Annotated in this window: 27 protein-coding genes; 17 read left to right on the forward strand and 10 right to left on the reverse strand. The window is 72.6% G+C overall.

Going from position 1 to position 25,273, the window contains the following annotated elements:
* Positions 1-20: 20 nt before the first annotated feature.
* The 3 genes from VA596_RS11585 to VA596_RS11595 form a co-directional block, all read right to left on the reverse strand.
* A complete protein-coding gene (locus VA596_RS11585; protein WP_323326085.1) occupies positions 21-221 on the reverse strand; it encodes a DUF3072 domain-containing protein in 201 nt (66 codons plus the stop codon).
* A 47-nt stretch (positions 222-268) separates the two neighbouring features.
* Positions 269-712 carry a hypothetical protein gene (locus tag VA596_RS11590; protein ID WP_323326087.1) on the reverse strand — a complete coding sequence of 148 codons (444 nt, stop codon included), beginning with the start codon at positions 710-712 and terminating at the stop codon, positions 269-271.
* 90 nt (positions 713-802) lie between these two features.
* On the reverse strand, positions 803-1,855 hold the full coding sequence (locus VA596_RS11595; protein ID WP_323326089.1) for a C40 family peptidase: 1,053 nt from the start codon (positions 1,853-1,855) through the stop codon (positions 803-805).
* 368 nt (positions 1,856-2,223) lie between these two features.
* Here VA596_RS11595 and VA596_RS11600 point away from each other — a divergent pair, with 368 nt between their 5' ends.
* From VA596_RS11600 to VA596_RS11615, 4 genes are all read left to right on the forward strand, one after another.
* Positions 2,224-3,060, forward strand: a complete 837-nt coding sequence (locus tag VA596_RS11600; RefSeq protein ID WP_323326091.1) for a hypothetical protein — start codon at positions 2,224-2,226, stop codon at positions 3,058-3,060.
* A complete protein-coding gene (locus VA596_RS11605) occupies positions 3,057-5,243 on the forward strand; it encodes a heavy metal translocating P-type ATPase (protein ID WP_323326094.1) in 2,187 nt (728 codons plus the stop codon). The genes VA596_RS11600 and VA596_RS11605 overlap by 4 nt, the downstream gene beginning before the upstream one ends.
* A 41-nt stretch (positions 5,244-5,284) precedes the next feature.
* Positions 5,285-6,115, forward strand: a complete 831-nt coding sequence (locus VA596_RS11610; RefSeq protein ID WP_323326096.1) for a peptidoglycan-binding protein — start codon at positions 5,285-5,287, stop codon at positions 6,113-6,115.
* 87 nt (positions 6,116-6,202) lie between these two features.
* Complete coding sequence (locus VA596_RS11615) at positions 6,203-7,021, forward strand: LLM class flavin-dependent oxidoreductase (protein WP_323326098.1); 819 nt, start codon at positions 6,203-6,205, stop codon at positions 7,019-7,021.
* Here VA596_RS11615 and VA596_RS11620 read toward each other — a convergent pair.
* Positions 6,975-7,919, reverse strand: a complete 945-nt coding sequence (locus VA596_RS11620; RefSeq protein WP_323326100.1) for a threonine/serine dehydratase — start codon at positions 7,917-7,919, stop codon at positions 6,975-6,977. The two genes, VA596_RS11615 and VA596_RS11620, sit on opposite strands and share 47 nt — an antisense overlap.
* An 84-nt stretch (positions 7,920-8,003) precedes the next feature.
* Between VA596_RS11620 and VA596_RS11625 the strand changes: the two genes are divergently transcribed.
* On the forward strand, positions 8,004-8,888 hold the full coding sequence (locus tag VA596_RS11625; RefSeq protein ID WP_323326102.1) for a LysR family transcriptional regulator: 885 nt from the start codon (positions 8,004-8,006) through the stop codon (positions 8,886-8,888).
* A 16-nt stretch (positions 8,889-8,904) separates the two neighbouring features.
* Here VA596_RS11625 and VA596_RS11630 read toward each other — a convergent pair whose 3' ends face one another.
* A complete protein-coding gene (locus VA596_RS11630; protein ID WP_323326104.1) occupies positions 8,905-9,912 on the reverse strand; it encodes an aldo/keto reductase in 1,008 nt (335 codons plus the stop codon).
* Positions 9,913-10,039: 127 nt separating this feature from the next.
* Here VA596_RS11630 and VA596_RS11635 point away from each other — a divergent pair, with 127 nt between their 5' ends.
* Positions 10,040-10,888, forward strand: coding sequence for a helix-turn-helix transcriptional regulator (locus VA596_RS11635; protein WP_323326106.1), 849 nt, complete (start codon positions 10,040-10,042; stop codon positions 10,886-10,888).
* Here VA596_RS11635 and VA596_RS11640 read toward each other — a convergent pair.
* Together VA596_RS11640 and VA596_RS11645 are read right to left on the reverse strand one after the other, a co-directional pair.
* On the reverse strand, positions 10,826-11,386 hold the full coding sequence (locus VA596_RS11640; RefSeq protein WP_323326108.1) for an 8-oxoguanine DNA glycosylase OGG fold protein: 561 nt from the start codon (positions 11,384-11,386) through the stop codon (positions 10,826-10,828). The two genes, VA596_RS11635 and VA596_RS11640, sit on opposite strands and share 63 nt — an antisense overlap.
* A gap of 9 nt (positions 11,387-11,395) precedes the next feature.
* A complete protein-coding gene (locus VA596_RS11645) occupies positions 11,396-12,319 on the reverse strand; it encodes a LysR family transcriptional regulator (RefSeq protein WP_323326110.1) in 924 nt (307 codons plus the stop codon).
* A gap of 73 nt (positions 12,320-12,392) precedes the next feature.
* On the opposite strand from VA596_RS11645, the gene VA596_RS11650 reads away from it, so the two are divergent.
* From VA596_RS11650 to VA596_RS11665, 4 genes are all read left to right on the forward strand, one after another.
* Positions 12,393-13,310, forward strand: a complete 918-nt coding sequence (locus VA596_RS11650) for a DMT family transporter (RefSeq protein WP_323326112.1) — start codon at positions 12,393-12,395, stop codon at positions 13,308-13,310.
* A 10-nt stretch (positions 13,311-13,320) separates the two neighbouring features.
* On the forward strand, positions 13,321-14,217 hold the full coding sequence (locus tag VA596_RS11655) for an NAD(P)H-binding protein (RefSeq protein ID WP_323326114.1): 897 nt from the start codon (positions 13,321-13,323) through the stop codon (positions 14,215-14,217).
* Positions 14,214-14,831, forward strand: a complete 618-nt coding sequence (locus VA596_RS11660) for a CPBP family intramembrane glutamic endopeptidase (RefSeq protein ID WP_323326115.1) — start codon at positions 14,214-14,216, stop codon at positions 14,829-14,831. Before VA596_RS11655 ends, VA596_RS11660 begins: the two co-directional genes overlap by 4 nt.
* Positions 14,832-14,899: 68 nt before the next feature.
* Positions 14,900-16,684, forward strand: coding sequence for a glycoside hydrolase family 76 protein (locus VA596_RS11665; RefSeq protein WP_323326117.1), 1,785 nt, complete (start codon positions 14,900-14,902; stop codon positions 16,682-16,684).
* Positions 16,685-16,730: 46 nt separating this feature from the next.
* Here VA596_RS11665 and VA596_RS11670 read toward each other — a convergent pair whose 3' ends face one another.
* The gene (locus VA596_RS11670) at positions 16,731-17,933 is read right to left on the reverse strand and encodes a carbohydrate-binding protein (RefSeq protein ID WP_323326119.1); all 1,203 of its coding nucleotides are present in this window, start codon (positions 17,931-17,933) and stop codon (positions 16,731-16,733) included.
* A gap of 145 nt (positions 17,934-18,078) precedes the next feature.
* Here VA596_RS11670 and VA596_RS11675 point away from each other — a divergent pair, with 145 nt between their 5' ends.
* The gene (locus tag VA596_RS11675) at positions 18,079-18,696 is read left to right on the forward strand and encodes a SecDF P1 head subdomain-containing protein (protein ID WP_410171875.1); all 618 of its coding nucleotides are present in this window, start codon (positions 18,079-18,081) and stop codon (positions 18,694-18,696) included.
* Positions 18,697-19,252: 556 nt separating this feature from the next.
* Here VA596_RS11675 and VA596_RS11680 read toward each other — a convergent pair.
* Entirely contained in the window at positions 19,253-19,735 is a 483-nt protein-coding gene (locus VA596_RS11680; protein WP_323326122.1) for a MarR family winged helix-turn-helix transcriptional regulator, read from the reverse strand.
* Between the two features lie 82 nt (positions 19,736-19,817).
* On the opposite strand from VA596_RS11680, the gene VA596_RS11685 reads away from it, so the two are divergent.
* On the forward strand, positions 19,818-20,459 hold the full coding sequence (locus VA596_RS11685; RefSeq protein ID WP_323326124.1) for an FMN-dependent NADH-azoreductase: 642 nt from the start codon (positions 19,818-19,820) through the stop codon (positions 20,457-20,459).
* A 47-nt stretch (positions 20,460-20,506) separates the two neighbouring features.
* Here VA596_RS11685 and VA596_RS11690 read toward each other — a convergent pair whose 3' ends face one another.
* Positions 20,507-21,220, reverse strand: a complete 714-nt coding sequence (locus VA596_RS11690; protein ID WP_323326125.1) for a M24 family metallopeptidase — start codon at positions 21,218-21,220, stop codon at positions 20,507-20,509.
* 190 nt (positions 21,221-21,410) lie between these two features.
* Between VA596_RS11690 and VA596_RS11695 the strand changes: the two genes are divergently transcribed.
* From VA596_RS11695 to VA596_RS11715, 5 genes are all read left to right on the forward strand, one after another.
* Positions 21,411-21,620 (forward strand): TOBE domain-containing protein, encoded by a 210-nt coding sequence (locus VA596_RS11695; protein ID WP_323326127.1) that lies wholly within the window; start codon positions 21,411-21,413, stop codon positions 21,618-21,620.
* 81 nt (positions 21,621-21,701) lie between these two features.
* Entirely contained in the window at positions 21,702-22,214 is a 513-nt protein-coding gene (locus tag VA596_RS11700) for an ATP-binding protein (RefSeq protein WP_323326129.1), read from the forward strand.
* A 39-nt stretch (positions 22,215-22,253) separates the two neighbouring features.
* Positions 22,254-23,183 carry an AraC family transcriptional regulator gene (locus VA596_RS11705; RefSeq protein ID WP_323326131.1) on the forward strand — a complete coding sequence of 310 codons (930 nt, stop codon included), beginning with the start codon at positions 22,254-22,256 and terminating at the stop codon, positions 23,181-23,183.
* A gap of 77 nt (positions 23,184-23,260) precedes the next feature.
* Positions 23,261-24,253, forward strand: a complete 993-nt coding sequence (locus VA596_RS11710; protein WP_323326133.1) for a carbon-nitrogen hydrolase family protein — start codon at positions 23,261-23,263, stop codon at positions 24,251-24,253.
* Entirely contained in the window at positions 24,250-25,215 is a 966-nt protein-coding gene (locus tag VA596_RS11715; protein WP_323326135.1) for a GlxA family transcriptional regulator, read from the forward strand. The genes VA596_RS11710 and VA596_RS11715 overlap by 4 nt, the downstream gene beginning before the upstream one ends.
* Positions 25,216-25,273 lie beyond the last annotated feature (58 nt).

The raw sequence follows: 25,273 nt of genomic DNA on the forward strand, positions 1-25,273 counted from the left end.
GCCCGCACAGGGCACGCCACTCAGGCGCCGCGGCCCGTTGTCTGTTGCAGCTCGTCGATGCGCTTGGAGGCCTCCGCCTTCGTCAAGTTTTCGGGCACTTCTTCCCCCGCCTCCTGGGCGAGGGTCTGCAGGTAGGACTTCTGCGGCCCGGTCATCGGCTCGTCGCCGGTGGTCCAGTCGCTCGGGTCCTTCTCCGGGTTGGGTTCCGGCTGTTCGGTCATCACCACTCCATTCGGATGTTCGAACGTCTGTTCGCTTGCGATCGACTTTAACCCACGGGACCGACAGTTTCCGGCGGCGGGGTGCTTGGCGGGCCGGCTTCGTGGCCGGCGCGGCCGCGGGTGCGGCGGGCGTCCTTCATCTGCTGTTCCTGCAGGTGACGGCGGCCGCCCGTGAACTCGGCCAGCACCGCGCGCTCCAGGTCGCGGGACGTCTTGTAGTAGCCGTCGTCGTACTCCTCGACCACCTGGAACGTCCAGCGGTCGGCCAGGACGTTCAGGCCGACCAGCTCCTCGCGGATCCGGGCCGCCCACTCCGGGTGGCCGGCCTTCTCCAGCCGGTCCGCCGCGTCGCCGAAAAGAAGATCCGCCCAGCCCGTCTGCTGGTGGAACGCGTAGAGGTGGCCTCGCGCGCGCTCGATCGTCTCCAGGGCTTCGGTCAGCTTGCCCACGGCGTCGAGGGTGGCTTCGTCGGGTACGGGGTTCTCGGCCATTGCGGGGAGTTTCCCCGGAAACCCCGCCCGGAAACGCGAAATCCGCCCACGGCGGTGGAATCACCACTGTGGACGGATTCTCTGCGGCACTCAGGCCGTCGGGCGGGTCGCTCCCGCGTACTCGCTCATCAGCGGGGAAATCTTGACCACGTCACCACTGGTGGGGGCGTGGACCATCTTGCCGTCGCCGATGTACATCCCGATGTGGGACACGGGGGAGTAGTAGGCGACCAGGTCGCCCGGCTGCAGCTGGTCGCGCGACACCGGCGTGCCGAAGCCCGCCTGCGCCGCCGAGTTCCGCGGCAGCGAGATGCCGGCCTGCTTGTAGGCCCACTGCATCAGGCCCGAGCAGTCGAACGTGCTCGGCCCGGTGGCGCCCCAGACGTAGGCGCTGCCGAGCTTGCTCAGCGCCGCGTTGACCGCGGTCTGGGCGGCCCCGGTTGCCGCCTTGACGGTGGGGGCCTTGCCGCCGGTGTCCTTCTGCGCCGCCTTGTCGGCGGTGCTGAGGGTCTTGCTCTGCGCCTCGATCTGGTCGATCTGGGTCTGCAGGTTCTTCTTCTTGCCCTCGATGTCCGAGGCCAGCTTGGCCGCCGCGTCGCGGGCGTCGGTCGCCTTCTTCGCGGCGTCCGTCGCCGTCTTCTCGGCGGTCCTGGCCTTTTCGGCCGCACCGCTGAGGTTGTCCATCGCGCCGTTCTTCTCGGTCGCGATGACCTCGAGCGCCGACGACCGGTCCAGGAAGTCCTGAGTGGACGTCCCGGCCAGCAGCGCGGACAGCTTGTTCAGCTGGACGCCGCTGGTGAACGACGCGCCGGCGAACTTGTCCACCTGGGACTGGTACTTCTGCTTCGCGTCGGCGGCTTCGGCACCGGCGGCCTTCGCCGCGTTGACGTCGTTGGTGGCCTGGTCGAGCTCACCCTGCTTGGCCTTCAGGTCGTCCTGGGCCTTGAGCAGGTCTTCGTTGAGCTTCTCGGCCTGTGCCGCGAGGTCGCGGTACTTGGCCAGGGCTTCCGACCCGGTGGGCGGAGCCTGGAGGACGGGGATGGGGGCGGCGGTGGCCACGGGGTCCGCGACGGTGATCACAGCGATCACCGCGGCGGCCGCGAGGGCACCGGACACCACGCGCTTGACGGGATGCGAATGCACGGTCGCGCGGGTCTCCTTTGCTGATCAGCCGCCGTTCGGGAACCGGGGCGGCGAGTCGGGGGCCTCGTCCGCGCTGCCCCGCCACGAGTGCGTGCTCGACCGCAACAGGTGAGCCACGCGGAGTGGGGGTCCGGTACCCGGCAGGGGGGTATCGACGGCGATCTCGCGTCGCCACCTGTCGGCAGCCGGGGGCCGCGAGATCTCGAACAGGTTACGAAAAGAACACGGGAGAGTCCAGTGGTACCCCGACACCACTCTCCGTGACGCCCTGAAACACGGCTGGACCAGCGGTGTCGTAGCTGACTGTGTCCGGGGTTACACCTCGTTACGGCGTTGCCTACCCTACCCCCCTAGGGTATATCTGAGGCATGAACACCGCAGTGAAGCTCTCCGCCTACGCCACGGCCCTCGTCCTGGTCGCCGGCGGTGCCTGGGCCCTCGGGACCGCCGTCGGCCCGTTCCCCGGCCAGGCCGAGGCGCACGGCGGCGAGGACGCCATGCACGGCGAAGCGGCGGAGCACCCGCCCGGCGGGCTGGCGTCGTCCGAGGACGGCTACACCCTCACCCCGGCGAGCACGACCCTGACGCCGGGCGCGGCCACCCGTTTCACCTTCCGGATCACCGGGCCCGGCGGCGCGCCGGTGACCGCGTTCGACGTCGAGCACGAGAAACGGCTGCACTTCGTCGTCGTCCGGCGGGACACCGCCGGTTACCAGCACCTGCACCCCGACCTCGGCGCCGACGGCACCTGGAGCGTCCCGCTCACCGTCGCCGACGCGGGCAGCTACCGCGCTTTCGCCGACTTCAAGCCCACCGGCGCGAACCCGCTGACCCTCGGCGTCGACCTCCAGGCGCCGGGAACATTCCAGCCCGTCGAACACCCGGAGTCGCGGATCGCCGAGGTCGACGGCTACCGCGTCCGGCTCGACGGCGACCTCGTCGCCGGGCAGTCGTCCCGGCTGACCGCGACAGTGACCAAGGACGGCCACGAGGTGACCCCGCAGCCCTACCTCGGCGCGGCCGGGCACCTCGTCGCGCTCCGCGACGGCGACCTCGCCTACCTGCACGTCCACCCGGCCGGGCCCGGGCTCACCTTCCTGGCCGAGGTGCCGTCGGCCGGGACCTACCGGCTGTTCCTGGACTTCCGCCACGGCGACGTCGTCCGCACCGCCGAGTTCACCACCGGAACGGGGGAGCCGCGATGACCGTCGAACTCGCGATCACCGGCATGACCTGCGCGTCCTGCGCGATGCGCGTCGAGCGCAAGCTCAACAAGCTGGACGGCGTCACGGCGACCGTCAACTACGCCACCGAGAAGGCGAAGGTCGACTTCACCGGTGACGTCGAGCCGTCGGACCTTGTAGCCCAGGTCGAAGCGGCGGGCTACGGCGCGACCTTGCCCGCCGACGAGCCGCCGGAAGCCGAAGAGGACGACGGCACGCGCGCGCTGCGGCAGCGGCTCGTCACCTCGGCCGTGCTCGCACTGCCGGTGGTCCTCCTGGCGATGGTGCCGGCGTGGCAGTTCACCTACTGGCAGTGGATTTCGCTCACCCTCGCCGCGCCGGTGCTGGTCTGGGGCGCGTGGCCGTTCCACCGCGCCGCGTTCGCGAACCTGCGCCACGGCGCCGCCACGATGGACACGCTCATCTCGCTCGGCACCGTCGCCGCGTTCGGCTGGTCGGTTTACGCGCTGCTGTTCGGCAGCGCGGGCACACCCGGTCTGCGTCACCCGTTCGAGTTCACCATCGAGCGGATGTCCGGCGACAGCGCGATCTACCTCGAGGTCGCCGCGGGCGTCACGACGTTCATCCTGGCCGGGCGCTACTTCGAGGCCCGCGCCAAGCGCCGCGCCGGTGCCGCGTTGCGGGCCCTGCTGGACCTCGGCGCCAAGGACGTCGCCGTCCTGCGTGACGGCCGCGAGGTGCGAATCCCGGTCGGTGAGCTGGTCGTCGGGGACCGATTCGTGGTGCGGCCCGGAGAGAAGGTGGCCACCGACGGCGTCGTCGAGGACGGCGGCTCCGCGATCGACGCGAGCCTGCTGACCGGCGAGAGCGTGCCGGTCGAGGTCGGGCCGGGGGACGCGGTGGCCGGCGCGACGGTCAACGTCGGCGGCCGCCTCGTCGTCCGGGCCACGAGGGTCGGCGCCGACACGCAGCTGGCGCGGACCGCGCGGCTCGTCGAGGAGGCGCAGACCGGGAAAGCCCAGGTCCAGCGGCTCGCGGACCGCGTTTCGGCGGTGTTCGTGCCGATCGTCGTCGCGCTGGCCGTGGCCACGCTCGCCTTCTGGCTCGGTGCGGGCGGGACGCCGTCGGCCGCGTTCACCGCCGCCGTCGCGGTGCTGATCATCGCCTGCCCGTGCGCGCTCGGCCTCGCGACGCCGACGGCGCTGCTGGTCGGCACCGGCCGCGGCGCCCAGCTGGGCATCCTGATCAAGGGCCCGGAGGTGCTGGAGTCGACCCGCCGCGTCGACACCGTCGTGCTGGACAAGACCGGCACCGTGACCACCGGCCGGATGGCGCTGGCCGAGGGGGACGGCGAGGTCCTGCGGCTCGCGGGGGCCGTCGAAGCCGCCTCCGAGCACCCGGTGGGCCGCGCGATCGCGGACGCCGCCCGGGAGCGGTTCGGTGCGCTGCCTGCGGTTTCGGAGTTCCGCAGCACGCCGGGGGTGGGCGTCACCGGAGTCGTCGAGGGCCGCACGGTGAGCGTCGGGCGGGCGGCCGTCGATGCCGCGCTGACCACGGTCGCGGTGACCTGGGACGGCGAGGTCCGCGGCACGCTGGCCGTGGCCGACACCGTCAAGCCGACGTCGGCCGAAGCGGTCCGGCGGCTGCGCGCCCTCGGCCTGACGCCGATCCTGCTGACCGGTGACAACGCCGCGACGGCACGGGCGGTCGCCGACGAGGTCGGCATCGAGCAGGTGATCGCCGGGGTGCTGCCGCGGGAGAAGGCCGACGTCGTGAAGCGGCTGCAGGCCGAGGGACGCGTGGTGGCGATGGCCGGCGACGGCGTCAACGACGCGGCCGCGCTCGCCCAGGCCGACCTGGGGCTGGCCATGGGCACCGGCACCGATGTCGCGATCGAGGCGGCGGACCTGACGCTGGTGCGCGGCGACCTGCGTGCCGCGGCCGACGCGATCCGGCTGTCGCGCCGGACGCTGGCCACGATCAAGGGGAACCTGTTCTGGGCGTTCGCCTACAACGTCGCCGCGCTGCCGCTGGCCGCCGCGGGCCTGCTGAACCCGATGCTCGCCGGGGCGGCGATGGCGGTCAGCTCGGTCTTCGTCGTGACGAACAGCCTGCGTCTGCGCGGTTTTCGAATGAGCACTGCCGGATCAGCACGAATGGGTGATTGGAGGCCGTTTGTACGTCCCTTGTATCCGGCCGGGTGATCGTGGTGGCGTAACCGGATCCGACCGATGGAGGAACAGGGATGTTCACGAAGGCCGCCGTGTTGACGGCACTCACCGCCGCGGCGTTCGTCGTGGCCGCGCCGGCGCAAGCCGAAACCGCGGTCACGACGGCGCTTCCGACGGCGAACATGGAGGCCGTGCTGAAGGCGGCCCAGATCGACCCGCGCCGCGCCGACAGCACCCAGACGCCGGGCGCGCACGACAGCGTGCTGCTGGTCGAGCAGGCGCTGCAGGCGAAGGGACTGCTGGAGGCCAAGTACGTCGACGGGTACTTCGGCACCACGACGATCACGGCGTACTCGCAGTACCAGAAGTCCTTGGGCTACACCGGGATCGACGCCTCGGGGCTGCCGGGCAAGACGTCGCTGGAGAAGCTCGGCGACGGCCGCTACACGGTGACGAGCCCGGTTTCCGCGGGCAGCCGGGTGTCCTACCGCGGCGTCACCATCAACACCCGCACCAAGGCGATGCTGCTGGCCGCGGAGAAGATCGCCGGCATCACGGTGAGCCTGACCCAGGGCTCGTACAACCCCGGCGGCGTCGACGCTTCGGCCGGGACGCACGACGGCGGCGGCGCGATGGACATCTCGGTGTCCGGCATGTCGGCCACGACCCGGACGAACCTGATCAAGGCGCTGCGCCAGGTCGGGTTCGCGGCCTGGTACCGCACGCCGGCGCAGGGTTTCGCCTACCACGTCCACGCGATGGCGATCTCCGACCCGGACCTCTCGTCGGGCGCGCAGCACCAGACGGGCGACTACTACCTGGGCCAGAACGGCCTGGCCGGCCGCGGCGCCGACGACGGCCCCTCGGTCACGAAGGTCACCTGGGAGGAGTACCAGCGCGGCTGACCGGAGGAGTTCGCGCCCGGCCGTGGTGGCACGGCCGGGCGCGGCGGTGGTTTGATCGGGTCAACGACACGAAGCGGGGTTGATCCGATGGCTCAGAAGGCGTTCCGGTTCGGTGTGGTCGCGGCGGCCCAGGAGGGCGGCGCGAAGTGGCGGGAGACCGCGCGCCGGGCCGAGGAGCTGGGGTATTCGACGCTGCTCTCGCCGGACAACCTGAACCTGCCGACCCCGACCGCGTCGCTCGCGACGGCCGCCGCGGTCACCACGACCCTGCGCGTCGGCTCGTTCGTGCTGGCCAGCCCGCTGCGCACGGCCCGCGCGGCGGCGTGGGAGGCGCACAGCCTGACGGTCATGACCGACGGCCGGTTCGAGCTGGGCCTCGGCACCGGCCTGCCGTCGATGCGCCAGCAGGCCGAGGAGCTGGGCCTGCCCTACGGCAACGGCCAGGAGCGGCTCGACTCGATCTCCGAGACCATCGACCACGTCCGCCGGCTCGACGGGGACGCGCACACGCCCGTGATGCTCGCCGCGGGCGGCCCCAAGGCGCGCCGCCTCGCCGGGGCGAAGGCCGACATCGTCACCCTCGCCGGGGGTGTGCTGACCACGCGCGACGAGTTCAAGGCGCACGTCGAGGAGATCCGGACCGCCGCGGACGGCCGGGACCTCGAGCTGGCCCTGAACATCTTCGTCGTGGGCGAGGTCGTCCCGCCGTGGATCCGCGGGTTCATCGGCGTCGACGCGGAAACGCTCATCGAGCACGACTCGCTGACCATGCTGCGCGGCAGCGTCGACGACATGGCCGCGGAGCTGGAACGGCGCCGCGACGAACTCGGCGTCTCCTACGTCAGCGTCAACAGCGCCTTCATCGAGGAGTTCGCGCCGCTGGTGGAGCGCCTGACGGGGAAGTGAGCGTCGCGGGGTCGGTGTTGGCGCCGCAGAGCAGGACGGCGACGCGCTCGCCGGGCGCGGGCACGTAGGCGCCGCTGAGCAGCGCGGCGTAGGCCGTCGCCCCGCCCGCTTCGACGGCGAGGCGGTAGCGGTCCCACAGCGTCGCCCGGGCTTCGGCGATCGCGGCGTCGTCGACCAGGACCGACCCCGCGCCCGTGCGGGTGGCGACCGCGAAGGCGATGTCGCCGAGCCGGGACGCGCCGAGCGAGTCGGCGGCGAGGCCGGACACGGCCACCTGCACCGGCTCACCGGCGTCCAAAGCCGAGTGGAGCGTCGGGATCGTGCGCGGCTCGACGCCGATCACCCGCGCCCGGCCCTCGACCGCCGCGGCGATGCCCGCCAGCAGCCCGCCGCCGCCGACCGCGACCAGGATCGTGTCGAGGCCGTCCACCTGCTCCAGCAGCTCCAGGCCGATCGTGCCCTGGCCGGCGCAGATCTCCGGCTGGTCGTAGGCGTGGCAGAACAGGGCACCGCTGTCGGCCGCGTGCTTCACCGCCGCGTCGTAGGCGTCCGCGTACTTCTCGCCGACCAGCTCGACGGCCGCGCCGAGCGCGTGCAGCTTCGCCACCTTCACCGCGGGCGCCGTGGCCGGGACGAAAACCCTTGCGGCCACGCCGAATTCGCGGGCGGCGTACGCGACGGCGAGGCCCGCGTTGCCCCCGGACGCGGCCACAACCCCGGCCGCCGACAGCGCACCCGCGGCGATGATTCGGTTGAACGCGCCGCGGGCCTTGAACGAGCCGGTGTGCTGCAGGTGCTCGAGCTTGAACCAGACGCCGTCGTCGAAGAGGACGGGGGTCCGGCGGACCCGGCCGTGGATCCTCGCGGCGGCGCGTTCGACGTCCGAAGTGCTGATCATGGCCCCAGCATGCGCGCGGCCGGACGTAAGCACCAGCGACGTCTCCTATGCTGCCATCAGCCACGCTTACGGCTGGAGGCTCCCGTGCTCGACGCCCATCGCCTCGCCCTGCTCGCCGAGGTCGCGCACGCCGGGTCGATCGCCGGTGCGGCGCAACGGCTTTCGTTCACGCCGTCTGCCGTTTCGCAGCAGCTGGCCAAGCTCGAACGCGACGTCGGCGCCCGCCTGCTGCACCGCAACCCGCGCGGGGTGACGCTCACCGCCGTCGGCGAAGGGCTGCTCACGCACGCCGAAACCATCGTCGGGGAGCTGCGGACCGCCGAGCGGACCGTGCGGGCGCTGCTCGGCGAGGAGCCGGCGCAGCTGACCGTCGGCACGTTCGCCAGCGCGGGCGCGACCCTCGTGCCGCCCGCGCTCGCCGGGTTCCGCGAGGCTCATCCCGCCGTCGCGCTGCGCCTGCTCGACCTGGAGCCGCCGGATGGGTACGGCCTGGTCAGCTCCCGCGAGCTGGATCTCCTGATCACCCACCGCTATCCCGGGGCGCCGCTGCCCGACCCGCGCGGCCTCGAGCGGACGCTGCTGCGTTCGGAGCGCTTCCGCCTGATCCTGCCGGAGGGGCACGCGAAAGCCCGCGTCCGCCGCCTCACCCTGCGGGGGCTCGCGGGGGAGGACTGGATCTCGGGCAGCCCCGGCGTGCCCAACCGGGTGTGCCTCGAGCAGCTCGCGGACGCCGCCGGCGTGCGGCTGCGCGTCGCCCACGAATCCCGGGACTACCAGGTGATCCTGGCGCTGGTCGAAGCCGGGCTGGGGATCGCGTTCGTCCCCGAAAGCGTGCTGGATCGCGCCGGCCGCGCGCGGATCGAGGTCCGCGACGCGGCCGACGCCCAGCCGGCCCGTGACGTCTTCCTGGTGCACCACAAGCGCCCGGGCCGGCTGGTGACGGAGATGGCGGACCGGCTCCGCGCCTGAACTGAACGGGCGTGACTCACCGCCGTCGCAGCCGCGCGTCCTCGATCGCCGGTGCCGCCGCGTTGTAGTTGTCGTGCCGGTTGACCTCGGTGCCGGGCGGGACGATCGCGTCGATCCGGTCCAGCACGTCACCGGGCAGCGGGCCGGACGCGGCCAGCAGGTCGTCGAGCTGCTCCGGGGTGCGCGGGCCGATCAGCACCGACGTCACGGCCGGGTGGCTCAGCACGAACCGCAGCGCGAGGTGCGCCAGCGGCAGGCCCGCGTCGGCGGCGACCTTCCGCAGCTGCTCGACGGCCGTGGCCCGGGCGCGGTTCTCCGGGATCGCGAGGTCGAACACGTCGGGGGCCATCGCGGCGCGGTGGCTGCGCGCGGGGTCGCGGCCGGTCAGCCAGCCGCTGGACAGCGGCCCGTAGGTCAGCACGCCCATGCCGTGGCGCTGGGCCGTCGGCAGGACGTCGTTCTCGATGATCCGGGTGAGCATCGAGTACCGCGGCTGCTCGGTGCGGAAGCGGTGGTGCCCGCCGCGCTGCGCCGCCCACTGCGCTTCGACCATCAGCTCGGCCGGGAACGTCGACGAGCCGATCGCGCGCACCTTGCCCGCCCGGACGAGGTCGGACAGGGCGCCGAGGGTCTCGTCGATGTCGGTGCGGTGGTCCGGCCGGTGCATCTGGTAGAGGTCGATGTGGTCGGTGCCGAGCCGCTTCAGGCTGGCTTCGACGGCCAGCTTGATCCACCGCGGCGAGCCGCCGGCCTGGTTGGCGTCCGGGCCCATCGGCAGGGAGAACTTCGTGGCGAGCACGACGTCGTCACGGCGGCCCTGGAGCGCTTCGCCGACGATCACCTCCGACTCGCCGTGGGAGTAGACGTCGGCGGTGTCGACGAAGGTGATCCCGGCGTCCAGCGCCGCGTGGATCATCCGCACCGACTCGGCGCGGTCGGTGTTGCCCATGGCGCCCAGCATCATGGCGCCGAAGGCGAAGCGGCTGACGGAGATGCCGGTGCCGCCCAGGATTTCGCGTTCCATCTCGTTTCTTCCTCCTCGGGGACTCGCCTCCAGGTAACCGCCGCCGGGAGGTGGGGTGGGAGGACTGGTCCTGCCGGGGGTCCAGCAGACCCCCGCACGCGCGCCGCGGCCGTCCTACGCTGGAGCGATGAGCGAAGGCAACCCGGAGCTGCGGGACTTCCTGCGGGCCCGCCGCGCCCGGGTGACCCCGTCGGAGGCCGGTCTCGCGCCGGAACCCGGGGTCCGGCGCGTCCCGGGGCTGCGGCGGGAGGAGGTCGCGCGGCTGGCCGGGGTGAGCGTCGACTACTACGTCCGGCTCGAACGCGGGCGGAACCTGAACGTCTCGGAGTCGGTGCTGGACGCGATCGCGCGGGCGCTGCGGCTGGACGAGACCGAGCGGCGGCACCTGTTCGCGCTGGCCAAGCCGAGCCGCCGCCGGCCGCGGACCCCGCCGCCCCAGCGGATCCGGCCCGGGCTGCTGCGGGTGCTCGAGACGCTGGACGACGTCCCGGCGATGGTTCTCGGGCGGCGCCTGGACGTCCTCGGCGCCAACCGGCTGGCCAAGGCCCTCTACCGCGACTTCGACGCGCTGCCCCCGCGCGAGCGCAACATGGCCCGGTTCGTGTTCCTGGACCCGCTGTCCCGCGAGCTGTACGCGGACTGGGAGTCGTCCGCGCGCAGCGTGGTGGCGACGCTGCACCTGTACGCGGGCCGCAACCCCCACGACCCGGCACTGGCCGAGCTGATCGGCGAGCTGTCGGTGCGCGACCACGACTTCCGCCGCTGGTGGGCCGACCACGACGTCTACCAGCGCACGCACGGCACCAAGCACTACCGGCACCCGCTGGTGGGGGAGCTGGTCCTGGGCTACGAAGCCCTGTCCCCGACGGACGACCCGGACCAGGTGCTGGGCGTGCACACGGTGGAGCCGGGCTCACCCTCGGAGGAACGGCTGCGGCTGCTGGCCAGCTGGGCCGCGGAACCGGCGACGCCCTGACTCAGCCGGCCGGGTGCCAGCACCCGCGGAACAAAACCACTCGCTCTTGAACCGCCGGGCGGCGCCTGCCTCGGCAGGAAGCCCTGCCGCCACGACACTGTCGAGGATCAGCGGCTGGGGTCCGCCGTGGCCACGGCGATAGCCCGCGAAGTAGAGGATCTTGGTGAAGAACGCCGGGCCGAGGCCCTTGGGTTTCGCCGTGCTTCGCAACTGCTCGTAGCAGTCGAGCAAGGTCTCGAGGGGGACGAGTTCGGCACGCAGACCGGCAAGGGCGGTGTCGAGGTGATCGGCGGCCGGGTCGTGGCGGACGATCCGGTTCGTGCGATGCGGGCCATAGCCGCGGACTCCGTAACCCCAGGCCAGCACGCCGGCCGCGAAGTCAGCGCTGGGCGACGGCGAACGCATCTGGCCATGCGTCAGGCGGTAAGCAGGAGGCTCACCGCGACGGGGGGCGACCGTGATCGCACGTCGTTCGCCAGGCAGCGCGAGATTTGACATGCATCTGACTCAGCTGGCCGGGCGCAGCGCGCTTCCGAAGCGGGCCGACGCCTCCCGCAGCGCGTCCAAGCACGCTCGGACCGCGCCGCTGTCCTCCTCGCCCGCTCGGCAGATCGCGTAGATCGTGCGCGTCAACGCCGGGCGAGTGGTCAGGATGCGGACGCCGTCCGGCAGGCGCTCGCGGGCCAGGCGGGGGACCAGGGCCGCGCCCACGTTGCCCGCCACCAGGGCCAGCTGGGTCGGGTAGCCGCCCACCGTGCAGCTGATCCGGGGCTCCAGCCGCTGCTTGCGCAGCACCTGCACCAGCCAGTCGTAGCAGCCGGAGCCGGCGGTCCAGCCGATCCACGGCACATCGTCCACTTCGGACAGATCGACGGTCTTGCGGTGGGCCAGGCGGTGCCCGGCCGGCAGGGCGAGGTCCGCGACGTCGTTGAACAGCTCGATGCGCGTCGTCGACGGCGGGAGGACCGTCGGGCGGTCCGCCCAGCTCTCCAGCACCGCGACGTCGAGGTCGCCGGCCAGCACCCGGGGCATCGTCTGCTCGGCTTCGCCCTCGTGCAGCGTCACCTCCAGCCGCGGGTGCTGCGCGGCCAGGGTCGCCAGCGTCGGCGGCAGCACGGCGTGCACGGTCGTCGGGATCGCGCCGATCCGCAGCGGCCCGGCGACGTCCTCGCGCAGCAGCTCCAGGTCGGTCTTCGCCTCGGCGACCTGCGCGAGGATCCGCTCGGCGTGTCCCGCCAGCACCGCGCCCGCCTTCGTCAGCCGGACGCCGCGGCCGCGTGCCTCCAGCAGCGGCTGCCCGGCCTCCTTCTCCAGCTTCGCCAGCTGCTGCGAAACGCCCGAGGGCGTGACGTGCAGGGACGCGGCCGCCGCGGCGACCGAGCCCTGGGTGGCGACGGCGTGCAGCGCCCGCATCCGCTCGAGTCCGAACACAGTAGTGATCCTACCGAATTCCCCGCAGAAACATTCGCTTGTCCTTGACAGTCGACGCGCTCACGCTGGAGGCGTGACCCTGACTGCCGCCCGGCCCACGTTCACCCAGCGCCTCGACCCGCGCGTGCTGGCCGCGCTCGGCAGTTTCTGCATTTCGCTGTCGTCGGTCTTCATCAAGGTCTCGCACACGAGCGGCGCCACCAGCGCGTTCTGGCGCTGCCTGCTGTCGCTGCCAGTCCTGTTCGCGCTGGCCTGGTGGGAGCGGCGCAAGGCGGGCCCCGCGACCCGGCGCCGCGTGCTGTTCCCGCTGCTGGCCGGCGCCGGGCTCGGCCTGGACTTCGTGCTCTGGGGCGAGGCGATCCCGCGCGTCGGTGCCGGCATCGCGACGGTGCTGCTGGCCGTGCAGGTGGTCATCGTGCCCGTGCTGGCGTTCGCGTTCCTCGCCGAACGGCCGTCGAAGCGGTTCCTCGTGGCCGCGCCGGTGCTGCTCGGCGGGGTCGTGCTGGCCGGCGGCTTCGCCGGGACCGGCGCGTTCGGGCCCGACCCGGTCACCGGCGCCGTCGCCGCGCTCGTGGCCGGCGCCGGGTACGCCGCCTACCTGTTCCTGATCCGGCTCAGCGGCGGCGCCGGGACGCAGTCGCACTCCCTGCTCCTGGCGACGCTCTCCGCGGGCACGGTCGCCCTGGTGCTCGGCCTCCCGTCCGGCACGCTCGACCTTGCTCCCGGCTGGCCGGCGTTCGGCTGGCTCATCGCGCTCGCCCTGGTCGGCCAGCTGACCGGCTGGCTGCTCATCTCCGCCGCGCTGCCCCGGATGACGGCCACCGCCGGGGCGACGCTCATGCTGCTGCAGCCGGTCGGCGCCGTCCTGCTGGGCATCGGCCTGCTGGGTGAGACACCCGCCGTCCTGCAACTCGTCGGCTGTGCCGCCGTGCTCGCCGCCGTCTGCTTCGCCGGAACCCGGCGACCTGCGGACCGGCGCGGTCCGGGCTAGCGTCACGGGCATGCGAGTACTGGTAGCCGGAGCTTCGGGGTTCGTCGGCAGCAGGTTGTGCCCGGCCCTGGAAGAAGCGGGGCACGACGTGCTCGCGATGACGCGCCGTCCCGACAGCTACGAGGGGGCCGGAAAACCCGTGCCCGGTGACGTCGCCGACGTCGGCTCCCTGCGTGACGCGCTGAAGGGCGCCGACGCCGCGTACTACCTGGTCCACTCGCTCGACAGCTCGGACTTCAAGCGCCGCGACTCCGAAGCGGCGCGCGCCTTCGCCCGCGCCGCGGCCGACGCCGGGGTCGGCCGGATCGTCTACCTCGGCGGGCTCGGCGACGACGACGATTCGCTGTCGGAGCACTTGGCCAGCCGCCGCGAGGTCGAAAAGCTGCTCGGCGAAACCGGCGTGCCGGTCACCACACTGCGCGCCGGGATCGTGATCGGCCACGGCGGCACGTCGTGGGAGCTGACCCGCCAGCTCGTCGAGCACCTGCCGGCGATGATCACCCCGCGCTGGGTCGGCACCCGCACCCAGCCGATCGCGATCGCCGACGTCGTCCGCTACCTGGTCGGCGTGCTCGACCACGCGGAGGCCGAGGGCCGCGCGTTCGACATCGGCGGCCCGGAGGTGCTGGCCTACCGGGAGATGCTGCAGCGGGTCGCGGCGATCGAAGGCCGTCCGCTGGTGATCGTGCCGGTGCCGCTGCTGTCGCCGCGGCTCTCGTCGTACTGGCTTTCGCTGGTCACCGACATCGACGTGCAGACCGGACGCTCGCTGATCGACTCGATGACGAACGAGGTCGTCGTCCGCGACGACAGCATCCGCCGGATCGTCGAGTTCGAGCCGATGGACTACGACGAAGCCGTGGTGCAGGCCCTCAAGGAGCGCGCGAAGAGCCGGCGGGACGCATGAAGGGACGGTTCCTGACGGCGGTGACGGCCACCGGGACCGCGTTGCTCGGCGCGTCCCTGGCCAGCCCGCCCGCGTCCAAGCGGTTCTACGGCCTCACCGCCGGGGTCGCCACGACCTGGCTGGCCGGAGCCCGCGCGGCCGGGCCGGTGCACCGGGGACGTCGTGACGTCGTGGGGCCAGTGCTGGCCGGGGCGGGCGCGTTCGGCGTGTTCTACGGCTGTGCGCTGGTTTCGCGGCACATCCCGCCGCTGCGCCGCGCGATCGCCGGTGTCCTGGACTACGCCCACCGCGGGTCGACGACGTCGGTGGTCGTGACGACGCTCGTCACCGGCGCGGCCGAGGAGGTCTTCTTCCGCGGCCCGCTGTACGACGCGCTGGGCACCCGCCGCTCGACCGCGGTGTACGTGCTGTCGACGTGCGCGACCCGCAACCCCGCGCTGGTACTGGCGTCCGCGGTGATGGGGACGGTGTTCGCCTGGCAGCGCGGCCGCTCGGGCGGGGTCCAGGCGCCGGTGCTGACGCACGTGGTCTGGTCCTCTCTGATGCTGGCGGTCATGCCGCGGCTGTTCGACTCCCCGTCGGCCGATGTCCGGAACGAGCCAGAACCGCGCTGAGTCCTTTTCTCCCGCCACCGGATTTCCTATCCTGAAAAGAAAAACCCGGTGCGTGGAGAGGGATGTCGATGCGGACATTGCTCGTGCTCCTGCTCGTCCTCGGTTCCCTGTCACCCCTCTCACCCCGGCCCGCCGCCGCGGCCACCGCGGTGTGCGTGACCTCCTGCGACACGCTCGATCCTTCGCGGGCCGCGCGCGAGAGCTTTCCCTTGCCCGACATGGTGATCAACGGCCGGGTCGTGCGCCTGCACGCCTCCGACCCCGACGGCATGGCCTGGGCGAGCATCGACAACGGCGTGGCCAACGACGCCGTCTGGCTCGACCGGTCCTGGGACGGCGGGGCGAGCTGGGAAGGCCTGCTGGGCAAGGCCACCATCCCCGGCTCGTGGACCGGCACCCGCACGCTGATGTACAACCTCACCGATCCGGCGCACCACCGCCGCGGCCTGGTCCGGGCCTGCGGGGACGCGCAGGGGGTTGCCTGCACGGCGTGGATCTACCCGGACGTCTGCGACGCGGCGTGCGACCGCGCCGTACCCGGCACCGGGGACGCCCAGCCGGTCGCGCCGACGACGTTGTTCGGCCGCACCATCCGGCTCCACTTCGACGGCCGCGGCATGGCGTGGGCCGGGATCGAAGCGGGCGGCGCCGGCGACGAGATCTGGCTCGACCGCTCCTGGGACGCCGGGGCGAGCTGGCCGGACGGCTCGTCGCTGGGCCGCACCAGCGTCGCTTCGGGCGCGACCGGGACGCACACCACGGCCTTCGCCACGCGGGACCCGCGCGGCCGGCTGTACGGCGGCGCCGTGCGCGCGTGCGGCCGCGAAGCCACGCACGCCTCGGGCAGCTGCACGGCCTGGGCGCGCCCGGCGACGACCCGGGCCGCCGGCGCGGTGGACGCGCTGATGTGGTCCTACGAGCCCTACACCGCGTGGTGGCCGTCGAGCTGGTGGAACTCGGCCGTTGCGGTGACGGCCGTCGCGGACGCGGGCGGCTTCGACGCCGCCATGGCGCGCACCTTCGACGTCAACAAGGCCGCTTTCCCCGCCGGGGGAAGGAGTTCCGACCCGATCGAGGGTGACTTCGTCAGCCGCGCCATCGACGACAGCGCGTGGTGGGGGCTGGCCTGGATCGCCGTCTACGACCGCACCCGCGACACCCGCTACCTCACCGAGGCGACGACGATCGCCAACTACGTCAACGGGTTCTGGGACACGGGCACGTGCGGCGGCGGGGTGTGGTGGAACCGCGAGCGGACCTACAAGAACGCCGTCACGAGCGGGCTGTACCTGCGCCTGACCGCGTCGCTGCACACGCGGATCGCCGGGGACACCGTGTGGGGCCAGCGGGCCCGGACCGCGGGCGACTGGTACCTGAACAGCGGGCTGATCAACGGTTCCGGCCTGGTCAACGACGGCCTGACGTCCTCGTGCGCGAACAACGGCCAGACCGTCTGGACGTACAACCAGGGCCTCGGCATCGGCGGGCTCGTGGAACTGTGGCGGGCCACCGGCGTCACGTCCTATTTGGACGCCGCACGCCGGCTGGCCGACGCGGCGATGTCCCGGCTGACCTCGAACGGCGTGCTCGTCGAGTCCTGCGACGCCGCGAACTCCTGTGACGACAACCAAAAGCAGTTCAAGGGCATCTTCATGCGCTACTTCGGCGACCTGGCGAACGCCACGGGGTCGGCGACTTACCGTGCCTTCGCACAGAAGCAGGCCGACACGCTGTGGGCGAGCGATCGCGACTCGCTCAACCGGATCGGCCAGCGCTGGGCCGGGGGCACGCCGAACACGACCGACTGGCGGACCCAGGCGTCCGGGCTGGAAGCCGTGCTTGCCGCGGGATAGGCGGGGGAGGCCGGGCCGTCCGGTCCCAGGGACGGCCCGGCCTGGCTCAGCAGTGGCCGAGGTCGGCCCACTGCGCGGTGAGGCCGGGCTCGGAGCCCTGCGTCCACCAGTTCGCCTGCCAGAGGTGGCTGTTGTGCTTGACCCGCTGACCGCCGAGGTAGACGGTGCCCCAGTCCCACTCCGCCGCGCTCGAGCAGTCCGCCGGCTGGGTCGGCGTGGTCGGGGTCGTCGGCGTGGTGGGCGTGGTCGGGGTGGTGGGCGTGGTCGTCGGCGGCGGGCTGGTCGGCGTGGTGCAGTTGCCGGAGCCGACCGTGTCGACGTGCGCGGTGCCGGCGCCGCGGTAGGTCGCGGCCTGCGCGACGGCGGCGGACGGCGTGACGACCTGGTTGCCCGCGTAGTAGGTCCAGTCCACCTGCTCGGTGTAGGTGCTGGTGCCGCTCGTGTGGCCGGCCGTGTCGATGAACCACATGTTGTAGTTGATCGACATCGGCGTGCGCGGGTAGACCGGGTCGCCCTGGGCGTCGGTGGTGTGGTCCGCGGTGAGCACGCCGTCGAGGTAGTACTTCACGTGCCCGCCGGAGACCTGCGTGACGATGTCGTGCCAGCCGTCGAAGCTGCGGTTCTGCGCGGTGGAGGTGCGCAGGCCGTCCCAGCTCGGGTTGTTCCAGTAGGTGTACCAGGACGTCTGGTAGTTCGCGGTCGAGCCGCCCCAGCCGCCGTTGGGCAGGTACTCGGAGAAGTCGAGCTCGCTGTAGAGCGGGTCGCGGTCGTACCGCAGCGGCGAGATCGTGAAGTAGGTTTCGTTGACGTGGTCGCCGTCCGTACCGCTGGTCGGCGTGTCGGTGAACTTGACCCGGCTGGCGTAGGTGCCTTCCAGGAACCGCAGCTGGTTCTGGTACATCTCGGCGTGGGTGGTGCCGTTCGCGCTGCCGTCGGTGGACGCGTTGAGCTGCGCCACCTTTTCCCCGTTCACCGTGGGGAAGCTGATGTTGCTCGTCAGCCAGCGCGCGCCGGGCACGCCGGGGCTGCCGACGTCGTTGCGGGTGCTCCAGCCGGCCGCGCCGAAGGCGGAGTCGGTGGGGGAGTTGTAGTGGAAGTCGTCGAACAGGACACCGCAGGCGGCTGCGGCGGTGGACGGGGTGGCGGCGGCCGGGCTGGCGTCGGCGCCGTGGGCGAGCACGAGCGCGGCCGCCGTGGCCGTCACGGCGGCGAGCGCCGCGGCGGTCTTGGCCGGTTTGCGGGGGGACATGGTGGTGTCTCTCCTCTCGGGGGAGGGACCTCGAAGAGCGGACAGATTGGTCTAGACGAATTGGCCTCAGTAGCGTGAGGCTTACCATTGGTAATGTCAAGGATTTACCAGTGGTAAGTTCCCGATCCGGCGGTGGGACGACACAATGTCAGCTGTGCGGACCTTCGCGGCGCTGGCCGTCCTCGTTGCTGTCGCCGGCTGTTCGGTTCAGGTGTCCGGCACGGCTCAGCCGTCGGGGAACGGCTTCGTCGTCAAGGACGGGACGCAGCTGCGCTTCCGGCCCGTCCTGCAGGAGCTGACGCCCTCGCCGCCGGCCGGTGCGGCGGCGGACCGGCAGAGTGCCGACCCGGCCGCGCAACAGGCCGCCGCGGCCGCCCTCGACTGCGCCCAGGGCCGCCCGGACCCGCTGGCGGGCCGCGACGACCCGGCGCTGCCGCTGGTCAGCTGCGACCGCGCGAAGGGCACGAAGTACGTGCTGGGCCCGGCGTTCCTGAGCGGCGCCGACGTCGGCTGGGTCGACGCCCGGCTCGATCCGCAGACCGGAAGGGCGGTCATCGGCATCCGGTTCACCGCGGCGGGCACCCGGACGTGGGCCGGCTGGACGGGCGGGAACGTCGGCAAGCAGGTGGCGATGGTGCTGCAGAGCCGCGTGCTTACGGCCCCGCAGATCCAGTCCGCCATCACGGGCGGCGAAACGCAGATCTCGGGCCAGTTCACGCTGCCCGAAGCACGCCAACTGGCCCACGACATCGCCGGCGGCTGAGCTTCAGGGCAGCCGGACGGCTTCGATCTCGAGGTCGTTCAGCAGCGCTTCGATCAGGAGCGGGGACCCGGCGACCTTGGTGGCCCACAGGTCGTAGTCGGTGCACAGGCACCACGAGCGGTCCTCGGCCCAGAGGTTGGACGGGCTGAAGCCGGTCTCGGGGTCGTCGTACAGGATCCCGGCTTCGCCGAGGAGGCGGCCGGGGCGGGACTGTGTTTCGGTGAGGATGCCGGTCGATTGTGTGCGGGTCTCGCGATCCAGGCTCCCCTCGGCGGGCGGGCGCCTCGCGGTCAGGTGCTCATCGCGGTCGAGAGGGAGCGCCGGTGAGACGGCGGCAGACCGTGCGCCGGGCGAGTTCTGCTCGGCGCATCCGCCGCCATCTGGAGTCGGGGTGCTCGGTGGGGTCCAAGCTGCTTCGGGTCACCGCGCTCCCGGCTTCGAGGTCGACGGCGCCGATGACGGGGGCCGGACTTTCCGTCCAGGAGCTGCGCTTGGTGGTACTCGTGGCGGGACGTCTCGGCCGGACGGGGCGAGCGGCCACCGCATCGGCTGGGCGTCAGCAGCTCGGGGGCGTCACGACGGCGGCCGTGCAGGCTTCCGCGTTCGTCGTGTTCGTCACCTGCTGCAGCAGCGTGTAGAGCGTCTCGCGCTGGTCTTCGTCCAGGTCGCGGAAGACCTCGTCCTCGACCGCGGCCAGCGCGAACTCCGCTCGGGCCAGCAGCTTCGCGCCGACGTCGGTCAGTTCGACGATGTGCCGGCGGCGGTCGGCCGGTGAGCGGCGGCGCTCGATCAGGTTCTCCGCTTCGAGCTCGTTGAGCAGCCCGACGACGTTCGTGCCGTCGATCTCCAGGATCTTCGCCAGGTCCTGCTGCGAGCTGCCGCCGTGGTCGCGCAGCACCGTCAGGGCGATCAGGTGCCGCGGCCGCAGCCCCAGGGGGGTCAGCACCGACTCGCTGCGCAGCCGCAGCCGGCGCGCGAGGTGGTCGAGCAGCGCGCCGCAGCGGTGGGGCGGCTGGTTGACGACCGGCAGCGAGGTCATCTGCCCAGTATATGGCCACCCCGATGATCGATGTGCTATTAATGGTTTGTCTAACACCAACGATCGATGGACGGCAAACAACATGGCGCATCTCCTGCACATCGACTCGAGCATCACCGGCGGGGCTTCGGTGAGCCGCAGGCTCAGCGCGCGGGCCGCGGCCGCGTGGCGGGCCGCCCACCCCGACGGCACGGTGACCTACCGCGACCTGGGGGAACACCCGCTGCCGCACCTCGACGCGGCGAGCGGGACGGCCCGCGCGGTGCCGCCGGAGCAGCACACGCCCGCGCAGGCGGCGTCGTGGGCGCTGACCCGGGAGCTCGTCGGCGAGATCCAGGCGGCCGACACCGTGCTGCTGGGCCTGCCGCTCTACAACTTCGGCCCGCCGAGCAGCGTCAAGACGTGGGTCGACCACCTCATCGCCCCCGGGCTCTCGGTCGACCACGCGACGATGTCCGGGCTGCTCGGCGGACGGGAGTTCATCGTGCTGGCCAGCCGCGGCGGCGGGTACGGCGAAGGCACGCCCCGCGCCGGCTGGGACCACGCCGAAGCGTGGCTGCCGCACGGCGTCGCGCTGACCGGCCTGGAGCCGAGGTTCATCACCGCCGAGCTGACGCTGGCGCACGTGAACCCGGCGATGGCGGAGCTCATCCCGCTGGCCGACGCCAGCCTCGCGACGGCCGAGCGCACCATCGACGAGCTCTGGGCGACCGCGCGCGTCTGAAGGGCCCGGTCCTCCTCACCGGCGTCGGGGGCCGGTGAGGAGGACGTTCACGATGCTGCGGGGCCCAGATCGAGCAGCTGCTCGAGGAAGCCGCCGATCTCGCGTTCGCGGTCGACGAGGTGGACCTCCAGGATCCAGTGCGACGTCTGGCCGTTGCGGTCCGGACGGCGCATCGGCTGGTCGCTGCCCGGCGCGATGTAGGACGCGATCTTGGCGCCGTCGATCGTCTCGTGCGGGAACTGGCCGACCAGGTGCCCGGCGATCTCGCCGCCGAACTCCCAGCCCGCTTCGTGCGCCAGCTGCACCATGTGCGCGTACAGCTGCTCGCCGGTGATGTCGGGCACGGCGTCGAAGTACGCGCGCCCGGCGTCGAACACCTTCGGCAGGGCGTCGCGCAGTGCGTGCTTGACCGGGTCGCCGCCCAGCACGAACGTGCGGCCGAAGTCGGCTTCCCAGTCCTCGAAGATCGGGCCGAAGTCGGCGAAGGCGATGTCGTCCTCGCCGAGCACGCGGTCCGGCGGGTTCTCGCGGTAGGGCCGCAGCGTGTTGACCCCGGCCCGGACGATCCGCTTGTGCCAGTAGCGGCGGATGCCCAGCAGGTCGCCGGCCAGGTCGCGGATCGCGTCACTGGCCTCGGTCTCGCGCACGTCCGGCGCGAGGATCCCGCGCTCCTCGACCGCGGCGAACAGCTCGACCGCCTTAGCCTGCGCGTCCAAGAGCCGCTCGGCCCGCAGCGCTTCGTCCTCGACCAGCTCGCCCATGGGCCGACGGTAGCAAGTCACACCGGGTTCGCGGGTGCTCCTCAGTGCCTCCCGCCGTGGCGCAGCTGCGGTGATCCGGCCCGCCCCGGTGCCGCACCACCCGATCGTGCCGGCCGGCTTCCGGCGGCGTGACCTGCGAAAAGGCCGTAGCCTGGCGCGGTTCACACCCCCGGTACCGCAAAGGAACACCATGCGTCTTTCCACCCGCAACCAGCTCACCGGCACCGTCGCGGCCATCAAGCCGGGCGCCGTGATGTCCGTCGTGACCGTCGAGCTCGATGGCGGCCAGCAGGTCGTCGCGTCCATCACGAAGGACGCCACGGAGGAGCTGGAGCTCGCTCCCGGCAAGCCGGTGACCGTGCTCGTGAAGTCGACGGAGGTCATGCTCGGCGTCGAGTGACGTCCTCCTTACGGGTGGTTCCCGGACGGGTGGCATGATGCGTGACTCGAACAGTGGCACCCGGGCCGAGGAAGGTCAGGTTTGAGCGCGCACACCTCCCAGATGGACGACCTCCGGCTGGTCGCGCAGCCCAGCGCGCTGCCGGTGACGGATCTGTTCGTCCGGCTGATTCTCACCGACTGGTCGTTGAAGCCGATGCTCGAGCAGGTCACCGAGACCGCGAGACGCCTGGTCGAGGCGGTCATCGACGCCGGCAACCCGAAGGCACCCCCGTTCGTCACGCTGCGGCTGCGCCTCAGCGCCGAGTACCTGATGGTGGAGGTCGACGACAACCTCCCCCAGCTGCCGCCGCCGCAGGCCCGGCCCGGCGAGCGCATCGGCGTCGACCCGGCACCCGGCGGCGGCCGCACCACCTGGTGCGAGCTGCCGCTGCCGGGCGGGATGACGGCGAAGCAGGTGCGCCTGCCGAGGCGGGGCGACCGCCGGACGCTGGTCGACGAGCCCGTCTCCGGCGACCCGGTGGCGGCGGACCCGCAGGTCCTGGAACGGCTGCTCAGCCGGCTGAGCGGCTGGTCGGGCGACCCCGGCCGCTGAGCACTGGCTTTCCCGCCGCGGTCGTCGCACCATGGCGGGATGAGCGAGTGGTCGACGTCGGCGGTCGGGCGCGAGCACGCGTTCGAGTACTGGCGTGACCTCATCTGCGACACGTTCGTCCAGCTGAGCGCCACCCCGACCCGGCCGGGCGGGTTCGACGGCCGGCTCACGCACGCCGACCTGGGTGGCCTCGAGCTGTCCACGGTGCACGCGGGCGGCCAGCGGGTGCGGCGGACGCCGCGGCTGATCGCCCGGGCCGGCGAGCAGTACCTGCTGGCCAGCATCCAGACCGGCGGCCACGGCCGCGTCGAGCAGGACGGCCGGGTCGCGGAGCTGGGCCCGGGCCGGATGGCGCTCTACGACAGCACCCGGCCCTACACCCTGCACTTCGACGACGCCTTCGAGCAGGTCGTCGTCCAGGTGCCGCTGACCGCGATCCTCGCCGAGACGGGCCTGCGCGACGCGGCCCGCGTCACGGCGGTCTCCCTGCCGGCCGACGGCCCCGCGGGTGTGGTCGCGCAGTTCTTCCACGGCCTGTCCCGGATGTCCCCGGCCGACCCGGACGGCGCCCGCGCGCTGGCCCAGCACGGGCGCGGCCTGCTGGCTTCGGTGCTCAGCCTGTCGAGCGGCCGCGCCCCCTCGGACCAGTCCCTCGCGAGGGAACGCGTGCACGCCTTCCTCCGCGCCCACCACGCCGACCCGGCCCTGTCGGCCGACGACGTCGCCGCCGCGTGCGCGGTTTCGCGGCGCACGCTCTACCGCCTGTTCGACGGCGGGGTCGGCCGGGTGCTGCGCGAGATCCGCGTCGAGCACGCGCGGGTCCTGCTGCGCGCGGCGCCGGACCGTCCGCTGGGTTCGGTGGCCGCGGCGTGCGGGTTCGCCGGGGACCGGCAGCTGCACCGGGTGTTCCGGGAGGCGACCGGCCTGACGCCGGGGGAGTACCGCGCGGGTGGCACGCGAAGTCGGTGATCCGGCACGGGACGTCGGTGCCGGGCGGGCGTCCCGGGTGGACAGTGGGGGAAACCCGCTCGCCCCAGGAGGTTCCCGTGACTCAGCAGGTCCGCGTCGCCGCCGTCCAGGCCGAACCCCGCTGGCTCGACCTCGCCGCCGGGGTCGACCAGGTCGTCGACCTCATCGCCCAGGCCGCCCGTGGTGGCGCCGAGCTCGTCGCCTTCCCCGAGACGTTCCTGCCCGGCTACCCGTGGTGGATCTGGCTGGACTCCCCGGCGTGGGGCATGCAGTTCGTGCCGCGGTTCGCCGCGAACTCGATGACCCGCGACGGCGCCGAGATGGGCCGCATCGCCGCCGCGGCCGGCGAGCACGGCGTGCACGTCGTGCTCGGGTTCAGCGAGTTCGACCAGGGCAGCCTGTACATGGCGCAGGCGTTCCTCGACGACACCGGCGACGTGATTTCCGTGCGCCGCAAGCTGAAGCCGACGCACGTCGAGCGCAGTGTGTTCGGCGAAGGCGACGGCAGCGACATCCAGGTCCACGACACCCGGCTCGGCAAGCTGGGCGGGCTCAACTGCTGGGAGCACTTCCAGCCGCTGACCAAGTACACGATGTACAGCCTCGGCGAGCAGATCCACGTCGGGTCGTGGCCGAGCTTCTCGGTCTACCGCGGCGCGGCCACCGCGCTCGGCCCGGAGGTCAACACCGCCGCGAGCCGGGTCTACGCCGTCGAGGGCCAGTCGTTCGTCCTCGCGCCGTGCGCGGTGGTCGGGCCCGCCGCCCACGAACTGTTCTGCGACACCGAAACCAAGCGGCAGCTGCTCGCCCTCGGCGGCGGCTTCGCGCGCATCTACGGCCCGGAAGGCAGCGAACTCGCCGAGCCGCTGCCGGAGACCGAAGAGGGCCTGCTGTTCGCCGACCTCGACTTCTCGCTGATCGCCATCGCCAAGTCGGCCGCCGACCCGGCCGGGCACTACTCGCGCCCGGACGTCTTCCGCCTGCACGTCAACCTCGCCCCGGCACCGCGCGTCGTGCACGCGCCCGCCGAGGAGCCGGCCGACGGGGAGCTGGTGATACTGGACCGGTGAAAGCCCGTCCCGTCCTCGTCGTCCTCTACGACGGCGTCCGCCTGCTCGACGTCTCCGGCCCGCTGGAGGTCTTCGCCGAGGCCAACGCACACGGCGGCCGCTACGAGCTGCGGACGGCGTCGCCCGGCGGCGCGGACGTCCGGGCGAACACCGGGACGCGCCTCGGTGCCGACCTGGACCTGGCGGCGGCGGACCCGCGCGGGGCGACGGTGCTGGTGCCCGGCGGCCCGGTGTGGGCCCGCACGATCGCCGACACCGAGCTGATCGCGCAGATCCGCCGCCTCGCCGACGGCGCGAACCGGACGGCGTCGGTCTGCGCGGGCGCGTTCGCGCTGGCCGCGGCGGGTGTGCTCGACGGCCGCCGCGCGACGACGCACTGGGACCTGCTCGACCAGCTCGCCCGCCGCTTCCCGCTGGTGCGCGTCGACGTCGACGCGATCTTCGTCAAGGACGGCCCGGTGATCACCTCGGCCGGGGTCACCTCCGGCATCGACCTGGCGCTCGCGCTGGTCGAGGAGGACCTCGGCCCGGACGTCGCGCGGCTGGTGGCCAAGCACCTGGTGGTGTTCCTGCAGCGGCCGGGCGGGCAGTCGCAGTTCAGCGTCCGGCTGGAGACCGGCCGCCCGCGCCACGAGGTGCTGCGGGTGCTGCTCGACTCGGTCGCGGCGGACCCGTCGGCGCCGCACACCCTCGGTGACATGGCCGCCCGCGCGGGCGTGAGCGTCCGCCACCTGACGCGGCTGTTCCGCGAGGAGACCGGCCGCACGCCGGCCCGGTTCGTCGAGCAGATCCGCCTGGAGTTCGCCCAGCAGCAGCTGGAGGGCACCACCGACCCGCTGGACGTGATCGCCCGCCGGTCGGGCTTCGGTTCGGTGGAGACCCTGCGGCGGTCGTTCGCGCGTGGTCTGGGCGTGACACCGAGTGACTACCGGGCGCGGTTCCGGACCACGGGCGTTTCCTGAACGTTTCCGCCTCACTGTCCGTGCTTCCTGGCAGGGGCGCATTCGAAGTGAGGAGGAC

It is taken from the genome of Amycolatopsis heterodermiae, from assembly GCF_034929455.1.
GTDB classification, from domain to species: Bacteria; Actinomycetota; Actinomycetes; order Mycobacteriales; family Pseudonocardiaceae; genus Amycolatopsis; species Amycolatopsis heterodermiae.